General features: G+C 54.9%; 11 protein-coding genes and 1 tRNA gene. 7 read left to right on the forward strand and 5 right to left on the reverse strand.

All coding sequences use genetic code 11. From position 1 onward, the window contains the following. Positions 1 to 23: 23 nt before the first annotated feature. Positions 24 to 1,739, forward strand: coding sequence for an AsmA family protein (locus OVA10_RS05700; protein WP_268195575.1), 1,716 nt, complete (start codon positions 24 to 26; stop codon positions 1,737 to 1,739). 112 nt (positions 1,740 to 1,851) lie between these two features. Here OVA10_RS05700 and yicI read toward each other — a convergent pair whose 3' ends face one another. Both yicI and OVA10_RS05710 read right to left on the reverse strand, forming a co-directional pair. Beyond that, positions 1,852 to 4,173, reverse strand: coding sequence for an alpha-xylosidase (gene yicI / locus OVA10_RS05705; protein ID WP_268195576.1), 2,322 nt, complete (start codon positions 4,171 to 4,173; stop codon positions 1,852 to 1,854). A 12-nt stretch (positions 4,174 to 4,185) separates the two neighbouring features. Beyond that, the gene (locus OVA10_RS05710; RefSeq protein WP_181827899.1) at positions 4,186 to 5,580 is read right to left on the reverse strand and encodes a glycoside-pentoside-hexuronide family transporter; all 1,395 of its coding nucleotides are present in this window, start codon (positions 5,578 to 5,580) and stop codon (positions 4,186 to 4,188) included. A gap of 281 nt (positions 5,581 to 5,861) precedes the next feature. Here OVA10_RS05710 and OVA10_RS05715 point away from each other — a divergent pair. Further along, positions 5,862 to 5,956: transfer RNA gene (locus OVA10_RS05715), tRNA-Sec, on the forward strand. Positions 5,957 to 6,164: 208 nt separating this feature from the next. On the opposite strand, the gene OVA10_RS05720 is transcribed toward OVA10_RS05715, so the two are convergent. Further along, complete coding sequence (locus tag OVA10_RS05720) at positions 6,165 to 6,329, reverse strand: YlcI/YnfO family protein (RefSeq protein ID WP_123429713.1); 165 nt, start codon at positions 6,327 to 6,329, stop codon at positions 6,165 to 6,167. Positions 6,330 to 6,457: 128 nt separating this feature from the next. Between OVA10_RS05720 and OVA10_RS05725 the strand changes: the two genes are divergently transcribed. Beyond that, entirely contained in the window at positions 6,458 to 6,799 is a 342-nt protein-coding gene (locus tag OVA10_RS05725; RefSeq protein ID WP_268195577.1) for a SymE family type I addiction module toxin, read from the forward strand. Positions 6,800 to 6,854: 55 nt separating this feature from the next. Then, a complete protein-coding gene (locus tag OVA10_RS05730) occupies positions 6,855 to 7,892 on the forward strand; it encodes a virulence RhuM family protein (protein WP_268195578.1) in 1,038 nt (345 codons plus the stop codon). Here the strand turns inward: OVA10_RS05730 and OVA10_RS05735 are convergent. Both OVA10_RS05735 and OVA10_RS05740 read right to left on the reverse strand, forming a co-directional pair. After that, positions 7,882 to 8,337, reverse strand: a complete 456-nt coding sequence (locus OVA10_RS05735) for a GNAT family N-acetyltransferase (RefSeq protein WP_181827093.1) — start codon at positions 8,335 to 8,337, stop codon at positions 7,882 to 7,884. The two genes, OVA10_RS05730 and OVA10_RS05735, sit on opposite strands and share 11 nt — an antisense overlap. A 110-nt stretch (positions 8,338 to 8,447) precedes the next feature. Beyond that, positions 8,448 to 9,446 (reverse strand): class I SAM-dependent methyltransferase, encoded by a 999-nt coding sequence (locus OVA10_RS05740; protein WP_268195579.1) that lies wholly within the window; start codon positions 9,444 to 9,446, stop codon positions 8,448 to 8,450. A 137-nt stretch (positions 9,447 to 9,583) separates the two neighbouring features. On the opposite strand from OVA10_RS05740, the gene OVA10_RS05745 reads away from it, so the two are divergent. From OVA10_RS05745 to uraH, 3 genes are all read left to right on the forward strand, one after another. Continuing rightward, positions 9,584 to 10,021, forward strand: a complete 438-nt coding sequence (locus OVA10_RS05745) for a hypothetical protein (RefSeq protein ID WP_123429718.1) — start codon at positions 9,584 to 9,586, stop codon at positions 10,019 to 10,021. A 52-nt stretch (positions 10,022 to 10,073) separates the two neighbouring features. After that, the gene (locus OVA10_RS05750; RefSeq protein WP_248859395.1) at positions 10,074 to 10,802 is read left to right on the forward strand and encodes a MerR family transcriptional regulator; all 729 of its coding nucleotides are present in this window, start codon (positions 10,074 to 10,076) and stop codon (positions 10,800 to 10,802) included. Positions 10,803 to 10,900: 98 nt separating this feature from the next. Next, a complete protein-coding gene (gene uraH / locus OVA10_RS05755) occupies positions 10,901 to 11,311 on the forward strand; it encodes a hydroxyisourate hydrolase (protein WP_123429719.1) in 411 nt (136 codons plus the stop codon). The last annotated feature ends 126 nt before the right edge of the window (positions 11,312 to 11,437 follow it).

Here is an 11,437-nt window from a genome sequence, read left to right on the forward strand (position 1 = left end):
TGCGTTTGATGGGATGGAAGACCATGAAATTTATTGGAAAGCTGCTGATCTGGATTTTGATTGCGGTGCTGCTCGCAATCCTGGCACTTTATATCCTCGTGCAGACCCGCTGGGGCGCGGCTCAGGTGAGCAGCTGGATTACGGTTAACACCGATTACGAACTCAATTTCGACCAGATGGATCACCGTTTTTCTTCCCCGTCGCACATCATTCTGGAAAATGTCACCTTTGGCCGCGATGGCAAACCCGCCACCCTGGTGGCGAAAAAAGTGGATATTGGTCTGAGCAGCCGACAGCTCACCGATCCGCTGCACATGGATACCATCACCCTGCACGACGGGACACTTAACCTCTCCCCGCAAACCGCGCCGCTTCCGTTCCAGGCCGACCGCCTGCAGCTGAACAACATGGCGTTCAACAGCCCGAATATGGAATGGGATCTGAGCGCGCAAAAAGTGACAGGCGGCGTCAGCCCCTGGCAGCCGGAAGCGGGCAGCGTGCTGGGCAAAAAAGCGCAAATTCAGATGAGCGCCGGATCGCTGACGCTCAACGGCGTGCCCACCAGCAATGTGCTGATTCAGGGCGAGCTGAACGGTAAAGAAGTGGTGCTGAGCACCATCGGCGCAGATATGGCGCGCGGCTCGCTGACCGGTACTGCGCGGCGCAATGCCGACGGCGGCTGGGTCATCGACACCCTGCGCCTGAACGACATTCGTCTGCAAAGCGACAAATCATTGCTGGATTTCTTTGCGCCGATCACCACCCTGCCGTCGCTGCAGATTGGTCGCCTGGAGGTCACCGATGCCCGCCTGCAAGGGCCGGACTGGGCCGTAACCGATCTCGATTTAAGCCTGCGCAATCTGACCCTCAGCCAGGGCGACTGGCAAAGCCAGGACGGACGTTTATCGATGAATGCCAGCGAGTTTATCTACGGCTCGCTGCATCTTTTTGATCCGATTCTGAATGCAGAGTTTGCACCGCAGGGCGTGGCGCTGCGCCAGTTCACCTCCCGCTGGGAAGGCGGTATGGTGCGCACCTCCGGCAACTGGCTACGCAACGGTAAAGCGCTGGTACTGGACGATGTCGCGGTGGCCGGTCTGGAGTACACCCTGCCACCGAACTGGAAAACCCTGTGGATGGAGCAGCTCCCCGAATGGCTCCACGGCGTGACCCTGAAAAAATTCGGCCTGAGTCGCAACCTAGTGATCGATATCGATCCCGCCTTCCCGTGGCAGATCACCTCTCTCGACGGATATGGTGCCAACCTCCAGCTGGCGAAAGATCGTCAGTGGGGCGTGTGGGGCGGCAATGCGACTCTGAACGGTGCCGCCGCCACCTTTAATCGTGTAGACGTGCGCCGTCCGTCACTGGCGCTGGCGGCCAACGCGTCGACGGTGAATATCACGGAACTGAGCGCCTTCACCGAGAAGGGCATTCTTGAAGCCACGGCGACCGTATCACAGTTACCGCCGCGCCAGACCACGGTTAGCCTGAAGGGGCGCGGCGTGCCGGTGAATGTGTTGCAACAGTGGGGCTGGCCTGCACTGCCAATTAACGGCGACGGCAATATCCAGCTGACCGCCAGCGGCAGCGTGCAGGACAAAGCGCCGCTGAAACCGTCGGTAAATGGGAAGTTGAACGCGGTAAATATGGATAAACAGCAGGTGCAGCAGACGATGACGGGCGGCCAGGTATCGACAAGCCCTGCGGTCGCGCCATCTGTAACACCCCAGCCCTGAAATGTTAATGGCATAAAAAAGCCGGGTGGCGGCTACGCTTAACCCGGCCTGCAAACCAAAGCTGACACCGTAGGCCCGGTAAGCGTAGCGCCGCCGGGCCATTTCAGGCACATCACTTCAGGTGAATCACCACTTCACTCCCCTGCGCTTTCACCACCACACCCCATTCGCTACCGGCATGTGAACCGCCTTTGACACCCGCGATCTGCTGCACATTGCGCAAACAGACCGACCAGTCCTGGGCGTTTCCTTCGCCTTTTAAGGTCACCGTATCGCCCTGGCGAGAAGCCGTCAGCGTAAACACGACCGATCCGTCCGCCGCCGGGACTTCGCTCACCGCCGAGCAACCGTCTGCCAGGCTAAACAGCTGGAATGCCGTGCCTGCGTTCCACGCGTAATCCGGTTTCTGGCTGTTATTGCCGAGCGCCAGCAGGGTATTCTCGCGCACATACACCGGCAGACTCTGGAAGTCGTGCTGCTGTTTATGCCAGCGGCTGCCCTGCACTTCGTCGTTATGCCACAGGTGTGTCCATCGACCTTCCGGCAGATAGAACTGCACGTCACCCGCTTCGCTAAATACCGGTGCCACCATCATCGCGTCGCCGAGCATGTACTGACGGTCCAGATAATCACACGCCGGATCGTCCGGGAATTCGAGCATCATCGCGCGCAACATCGGTGTGCCGACCTCGCGGGCCAGCGCCGCCTGGCGATACAGATACGGCATCATCCGGCATTTCAGCTGGGTGAAGTGGCGCACTACATCGCAGGACTCATCATCGTACGCCCACGGCACACGGTAGGATTTGCTGCCATGCAGGCGGCTATGGCTGGAGAACAGCCCGAACGCGCACCAGCGTTTGTACACATGGGCAGGCGCGGTATTCTCGAACCCGCCGATATCGTGGCTCCAGAAGCCAAAGCCCGACAGACCAATCGACAGACCACCGCGCAGGCTTTCCGCCATAGATTCGTAATTGGCGTAACAGTCGCCGCCCCAGTGAACCGGGAACTTCTGCGCACCGACGGACGCGGAGCGCGCGAACAGCACAGCTTCCTCTTCACCAACGGTCTCTTTCAGCACGTCCCACACCAGCTCGTTATAGATATAGGCGTAGTGGTTGTGCATCTTCTGCGGATCGGACCCGTCATGCCACACCACGTCGGTCGGGATACGCTCGCCGAAGTCGGTCTTGAAGCAGTCCACGCCGATATCAACCAGCCCTTTCAGCTTATCGGCGTACCACTGGCAGGCTTCCGGATTGGTAAAGTCATAAATTGCCAGCCCCGGCTGCCACTTATCCCACTGCCATACGGAGCCATCCGCACGCTTGAGCAGATAACCTTTCTCTTTCAGCTCCTTGAACACCGGCGATTTCTGGCCGATATACGGGTTGATCCACACGCAGACTTTCAGCCCCTTGTCCTTCAGGCGGCGAATCATCCCTTCCGGGTCCGGGAAAGTCACCGGGTCCCATTCAAAATCACACCACTGGAAGGCTTTCATCCAGAAGCAGTCGAAGTGGAAAACATGCAGCGGCAGATCGCGCTCGGCCATGCCGTCGATAAAGCTGTTCACCGTCGCTTCGTCGTAGTTGGTGGTGAATGAGGTGGTGAGCCACAGGCCGAACGACCATGCAGGCGGCAGCGCCGGGCGACCGGTGAACTGGGTATAGCGGTTGAGCACCTCTTTCGGCGTCGGGCCGTCGATTACGAAATATTCCAGATACTCGCCCGCCACGCTGAACTGCACTTTGGAGACTTTCTCCGAGCCAACTTCAAACGACACATTTTCCGGATGGTTCACCAGCACGCCGTAACCACGGTTTGTCAGGTAGAAAGGGATATTTTTGTAGGACTGCTCGGTGCTGGTGCCGCCGTCACGGTTCCAGGTTTCGACCGTCTGGCCGTTACGCACCAGCGCGGTAAAGCGCTCGCCGAGGCCATACACCGCTTCGCCGACGCCTAAATCCAGGCGCTCGAACATGTAGTTGCTGTCGGTATTGCCATCCTGCACGAACCCGTTATTTTTCAGCTGGCTGCCGGTGATACGCTGGCCGTCACGCAGGAAATCCAGCGCCCAGAACTCCCCTTTGGTAACGCGCACGCTCAGATTGCCGCTTTTCAGCTCGGCAAATTCCGCCGTGTTTTCAATCTGTACTTTCACGTCTTTCAGAACGTTCAGCGGATAGTGCGGGCCGTTGTCCAGCGCGCCCTGGAAGTGCTCGATGCGTACACCGACAATGCCTTCCTGCGGCGAGAACAGGCGAACCGTAAACATCAATGTGTCGAGCTGCCAGGTGCGTTCACGCACGTCGCGCGGCGCAACGTACACCACCAGGTCGTTGCCCTGCTGCTCCACGTCGAACACCTGCACCGGGTACGTCACGTTCAAGCCCGGTTGAATTAGCCAGTTTCCGTCACTGATTTTCATACTTTTATCCTCTTAGTTCTGCATTTCTTTGCTGACCGGCAGGGTTTCAAACTCCTGCTGGTTGCGGCGCGCGCCTTGCGCCAGCTCGCCCATAATTTTGGTCAGGAACGGGGTTTTCAGCGTGTAATAGCGTTTGGCGACGATGGCACTCAGCACATAGCACGCCGCCGGGGCCAGCGTGAACAGGCCAATAATGATGTTGATGGTGGTACCGTTCTGAGTTTTGGCTGCGGCATCGTAGCCACCGCCGGCCAGCATCCAGCCGATCAGCGCGCCGCCCAGCGCCAGGCCCAGCTTCAGCACAAACAGCGTGCCCGCAAAGCTGATCCCCGTCAGGCGTTTGCCGTTGGTCCATTCGCCGTAATCGACGGTATCGGACATCATCACCCACTGGATTGGCGTCACCAGCTGGTGCAGCACGCCAATCACGAAGATAAAGCTGAACATCATTACCGTGGCATGCATCGGCACGAAGAACATCGCCACGCTCGCTACCGCCAGCAGGGCGTTGGTCCACCAGAAGATACTGACTTTGCATTTCCAGTCGGTGAGGGGTTTGGCGAGCGCGGAGCCAATCAGGTTACCGACGCAGTAGGTGGTGAGGAACGCGACGAACACTTCCGGCGTGCCCATAATCCAGGTGCAGTAGTACATCATCGCGCCGCCGCGCACGCAGACGGCGAGAATGTTGAGAATGGTGAGCACACCGACGATGCGCCACTGGTCGTTTTGCCAGATATCGCGCAGATCTTCACGCATGGAGGTGGTGCTTGGCGGCACCTGGATGCGCTCTTTGGTGGTGAAGAAGCAGAACGCCAGCATCAGGAACGCGACCACCGACAGCACAGCGATCCCGCCCTGGAAGCCAAAAGCTTTGTCTTCGCCGCCAATCAGATTCACCAGCGGCATCATCAGTACCGTGGAGAGCATGCCGCCCGCTGTCGCCAGCACAAAGCGCCAGGATTGCAGGGAGATGCGCTGCGTCGGGTCATTAGTAATGACGCCGCCGAGGGCGCAGTAAGGGATATTCACCACGGTATAGAGCAGGGTCAGCAGCGTGTACGTGATGGCGGCATAAACCATTTTACCGTTCAGGCTAAGATCCGGCGTGGTGTAAGCCAGCACGCAGACGATGCCAAACGGGATTGCACCGAACAAAATCCACGGACGGAATTTCCCCCAGCGGCTGCGGGTGCGGTCGGCCAGCAGCCCCATGCACGGGTCGGAAATCGCATCCAGCGCACGCGCCAACAGGAACATGGTGCCGACAAATCCGGCGGGGATACCGAAAATATCGGTATAGAAAAACATCATATACAACATGACGTTATCAAAAATGATGTGGCTGGCGGCATCTCCCATGCCATAGCCAATCTTTTCCTTCACAGACAATATTTCGCTCATTATCTTTATCCTTGACGCTGTAGGGGCGCTGATACCGGTTTCAGATGTTGTAAACCATCGCCGGGAGAGCGGATATTCTGTTTTCTGGTTAGCTGGTTACGATTCTTCTCTTTTGTGATCGCCGTAGAAGTTGGAGAAAAAACCTAACCTCAGGATTTTCTTAAGTTTTAAGTAAGAGGGGTTAATGCAGGTCAAAGCAGGGGTGAAAAAACTCTGCGAAATGATGTGGTAAATGCCTGAAAGTAGCTATAATGCGCACCGCCTCCATGTAGCAATCGAGGCGCGGAAGATCGTCATCTCCGGTGAGGTGGCTGGATTTCAAATCCAGTTGGGGACGCCAGCGTTCCCGGGCAGGTTCGACTCCTGTGATCTTCCGCCAATAGTTCTCATTTTTTTACCTTCCCTTTAGTCAATTATATTTATGCTCATATCTTAAAATTGCTTTCTAGTTAATTTTAAAATTGAATATGGGAAGTCAAATAAGCATTAGAATCGATTGAAATCTGACTGAAAAATCTAGAAATTATTATTTCGGCAATGAATTAGCAGCTAAAAAATTAAAAATTACAGTTCACTTGGAATTTCCACTAACTCTCTTTTTTCAATCGCATTAAACATGCCTCCTTCACCCACTTACTAAAATTCCCTTTCCCCGCAGCTTTCTCAATCTGTTCCAAAAGCTCATCCTCGAAACGGATGTTCTTCATGGTGCTTTTAGTGCGGTCAAAATTTGGTTTTTTTTTCTCTTGCATGGTAGGTACCATTCCGATTAGTTTATCTGCATGTGGTACCTACCACATGGATTTGAAATTCTAGCAACGCCCAGCAGTGTTGCAGCACTAAAAGGCGTCTAACCTCACCAACTATCAAGGAGTTGATTATGGCTGATTCGCATTCTAACCCAGACATTACCGCCACCGGAACTGAGCGCTCGATAATTGTGGGTTATCGCCCGAATGTTCACGATAAAACCACGCCGAACATCATTCTTTCGGGCAAGTGGCTGCGCGCCGCCGGGTTTGATACCGGGCATCAGGTGACGGTTAAAGTCATGGACGGGTGCATTGTTCTGGTGGCGTACAGCGAGCAGGAACAGCGGTTGCTGGACGATTATAAACGGACGAAAGCAAAGCTCATTAAAATAGAGGAAATGCTTTCAGCGATTCAAACTCAGCTTCCTGGAAAGCTCCTCGCAAAATCAAATACAAACCACATGGCTTAAGGCTGATTCTGGCATACTACCAACTGGCAGGGTTGATCGTGATAAAAGAGGCGACATGGCAGATAAAGACGAAATCCAATCTCCGGCAGGTGAATTTGTTATGTTTGCCAGTAATGACGGAACTGTTCGCATCAGATGCCGCTTTGAACACGAAACGCTCTGGCTGTCGCAAGCAGCCATAGCGACACTTTATCAGGTCACTCCGCAAGCAATTACTCAGCATATTAAAACCATTTATGAAGAAGGTGAGCTTGAACAAAAAGCAACTTGTAAGGCTTACTTACAAGTTCAGCAAGAAGGTCAGCGCAAGGTCAATCGCAACACTCTTCACTATAATCTGCCCGTAATTCTCGCCATCGGCTATCGCGTCCGCTCCACGCGAGGTACACAATTCCGCCAGTGGGCAACACAGATGCTCCAGGAATACCTGGTTAAAGGCTTCGTTATGGACGACGAGCGCCTGAAAAATCCGCCTGTCGGAACCTCCGCCGTACCCGACTATTTCGATGAAATGCTGGAACGCATTCGCGACATTCGGGCCAGCGAACGCCGTGTATATCTCCGCGTGAAGGAGATTTTTACGTTAGCCGCGGACTATCAGCCTTCGATGAAAGAAACCACGCAATTCTTCCAGACCATTCAGAATAAACTGCATTTTGCCTGCACGGGTCACACCGCTGCGGAGTTGATTCATCAACGCGCTGACGCCACTCAACCGCATATGGGGCTGACCAGCTATAAAGGCGAAGAGATCCGTAAAACCGATGTCACCACTGCAAAAAATTATCTATCCCAGGAAGAAGTTAGCGAGCTTAATCGTGTCGTTAATATGTGGCTCGATTTTGCTGAAGATCAGGCCAAACGCCGCAAGCAGGTATTTTTACGTGACTGGCAAACCAAACTCGATCAGTTCCTGCAATTTAACGACCGGATAGTTTTAGAAGGGGCAGGCAAGATCAGCAAGAAAGCGGCTGATGAAAAGGCGTGCTCAGAATACATTGAGTTTGAAAAAAAGCAGCGCCTACTGAAAGAATCCGAGGGAGAGAAAGATATCATCGGCTTATTAAAATGGGATAAGAAGGCTAAGCGTTAATCCCGGTATGTCCACCCAGCCTCATATGCAACAATGGAAACGGATTCCCCTGCCCGTCGAGTTCCGAGCGCCCGATCTGCTCAAACCCCATATGGCGATAAAATTCCACCCCTTGCGGGTTTTGCTCATTCACATCCACTTCGTTCACACCAAACTCTGCGATGGCATATTGCAGCAGCAATTTCCCCACGCTTTTACCGCGGCTCGCAGCATCAATAAACAGTATTTCAATGCGATTTTCATCAACACCTAAAAAGCCGTGAATAACGCCAGCGTCATCGCGGGCAATCACAACCTTAAGATTTGGCAGATACGTGTTGAGCAATAACGGGCGCAGCGCCACAATATCGTTTTCCTGCAAAAAGTGGTGGGTGGCGCGAACGGAGGATTCCCAGATCGCGACCAGACATTCGAAATGTGAAGGGTGTGCGGTTTCTATTTTCATGAGGGGATAATGTGCGGTTAAAGACGTTAATTCAAGTCTGTCTCGACGGTCTGTTCCCACTCATACTCTCCCGTTTGGGAGAGGGAATCGATCGAATTAAATGACCCCCCTTAAACCCTAATCTCCATCACCGCATACACCCCATCTTTCGGCACAATCACCGTCACGTTCTCCGCCGGGATCCCCGCCGCAAGATGGATTTCCTGCAACTGCTGCAAGGTGCGCGGGTAGATGTGTGCCCATCCGATGCAGCGCAAAATAAAGTCGATTTGCGGGCTGGTGGTGAGCATATTCGACACAATCACCGCCCCGCCGGGCTTCACCAGTCGTACGGCGCGTTGCAGGAAGATCACCGCATCGGTGTCGTTGAAATATTCGAAAATCCCCAGCGCGTCGACCAGTTCGGCCTGATGTTCACCCAGCTCGAGCAGTAAATCGTCACTGCGGATGAAATGATGAATCAGATGGCGCTTGAGCAACGTCAACTGTTCCCCCACCACCAGCCCCTCCTGCGCCGCCATGGTTTCTGCCCAGCGCAGGGCGACGGGGTCATCGTCTACCAGCGAGAGATGCACCTTTTGCCCGTCCAGTTTTGCCGTGCGAAGCGCCTCCAGCACCGGGATCGCCGCGCCGCTCGCCAGGCTTATCCAGTCGCTTTCCAGCTCATTGTGAATGTATTTCTCCACCAGCGCGCCCAGCACCTGCGCGCGGGAGCGCACGCCGATGGCGTCGTTGGCGTGGATAAACCACTGGCGGCTTTCGCTGTCCATCCGCGTGCCTTCGGGCAGGCGTTCTTCCAGCGGGTTTTGCACCACAAACAGCGCCAGCGCAGAGGGCACCAGCCGCGCGCGCCAGGCCGCCATCGCCGGGCGTGTGCGGAACGCTCGCTCGGAATGAACATGCTGCGGAATCAGCCTCGGCAGGCCGTTTTCGCCCTCTTCCAGTAACGGGGGCAGCAGCTCAGGGTCGGCTTTCATGGCCAGATTGAGCGCGTTAATCTCCCGCGTGACATCGTCTTTCATCGGCCATTGATCGCTGATATCAGGAAACGATGCGCTGTAAATTGTCATATTTGCCGGTGCATCACCGCGAAAAGAGTGCCAGTTCATCTCGTAACCCCCCGTTCGACCCTAAACGGAAGTCTATGCAAACGGTACGGCATTGCCCTACGAAAAATGCACGATATGCCTTAATTTTCAGCTCACCTGTGCCGCTTTGAATCGCTATACATGAAGGAGCGATCGGGATGAAAAAACAGGTTTGGCGGCTGCTGCTGCCGTTGATGCTAACGGGCTGCGCCAGCATTGTCGGCAGCAACGAAGAGACGCTATATATCGACAGCACCCCGACGGAGGCATATTACGCGGTCATCGATCGCAACGGCGACCTGATCGCCACCGGCAAAACGCCGCAATCCGTGGTGCTGAAAAAATCCGACGGCAGTTATTTCGGCAAACGGGAATACACCCTGACGCTGAAACAGGAGGGCTATTACTCGACGATGATGCCGCTCGAGTACCGCTTCAGCCACTGGTACACCTTCGGGAATATCCTCTTCTTCGGCGTGCCGGGCTGGCTTGTCGTAGACCCGTTCTCGGGCGGCATGTACACGCTCAAAGAGGACCACGTAAACGCCATATTGCGCCCCTGCCCGCCGGGGCCGTTCAATCACATGTGCTCGTAAGGAGCGGAATTCGTAGTATATTGAGAGTTAACTTGGTCATCAGGCGCACTCCATGTCTTACTCCATCGGCGAATTCGCCCGACTTTGCGGCATCACCGCGACCACGCTGCGCGCGTGGCAGCGTCGCTATGGTTTGCTGAAACCGCTTCGCACCGATGGCGGACACCGTCTTTACAGCGATGACGACGTCCAACAGGCGCTCAAAATTCTCGACTGGGTGAAAAAAGGCGTACCGGTTAGCCAGGTGAAACCGCTGCTGGCGCGGCCTGGCGCACGGCGCACCAATAACTGGCTCACCCTGCAGGAGAGCATGCTGCAGCGCCTGAAAGAGGGGAAAATCGAATCCCTGCGCCAGCTGATTTACGACTCAGGCCGCGAATCGCCACGGCCAGAACTGGTGACCGAAGTCCTGCGCCCGCTGCGCAGTCAGGTCTCCGCGAATATCCCGGCGATCGTGACCCTGCGGGAAATCCTCGACGGCATCATCATTGCCTACACGTCGTTTTGCCTCGAAGGGGATAAACGCGCGCCGGGCGATAACTGTCTGATCACCGGCTGGCATCTTAACGACCCGTGTGAAATCTGGCTCGAAGCGCTCAAACGTACGGGGCAAGGCCACCGCATCGACGTTCTCCCGATCCCCCCCGCAACCCTGGCACCGGAAATTTTCCCGGACCGCAAATGGCTGCTGGTGACCACCGGCAAATTAACCGTCGCGCGCAAAAAACAGATTGCGCAGTGGCAGGAACAGGGTATTTCGCTGGAAATCATCACCCTGTAAAGGCTTTTTCCCGCGCCAGTTATCACAAAAGATTGAATATTTTCCTGCCGCCATAATGCTAACGTTTTCCTGTATTCATCACTCAACAGGAAAACAACATGAATAAAGTCTCCGGCCTGCTGCTTTTATCCTCCCTCGCCTTTGCCCCGGTCGCGTTTAGCGCCCCGGTGGGTACGTTGAGCGTCCATATCCTTAACCAGCAAACGGGCACACCGCCGCCGGATGTCACGGTCACACTGGAAAAACAGCAGCAGGGAAAATGGACCACGCTGGCGAGCGGCAAAACCGATCACGACGGGCGTATTAAATCCCTGTATCCGCAGGACCAGGATATGCAGCCCGGCGTGTATAAAGTGACCTTTAAAACCGGTGAATACTTCCAAAGCCAGAAATTATCCTCGTTTTTCCCTGAGATCCCGGTGCTCTTTACAGTCACCACCACCAACGAAAAACTGCATATTCCACTTCTGCTGAGCCAGTACGGCTACTCCACCTACAAGGGCAGCTGATTCGTCCTGCGCTCCTGCCCCGCTATCGGGAGCGCATTAATTTCCGCAAAAATCACCTTTCCTATCCAATTGAAATAAATCACTAATTAAAAATAATCCAAATCAAACTTGGACAAATATCATTGT

It is taken from the genome of Lelliottia sp. SL45, from assembly GCF_026672535.1.
Taxonomy (GTDB): Bacteria; Pseudomonadota; Gammaproteobacteria; order Enterobacterales; family Enterobacteriaceae; genus Enterobacter; species Enterobacter nimipressuralis.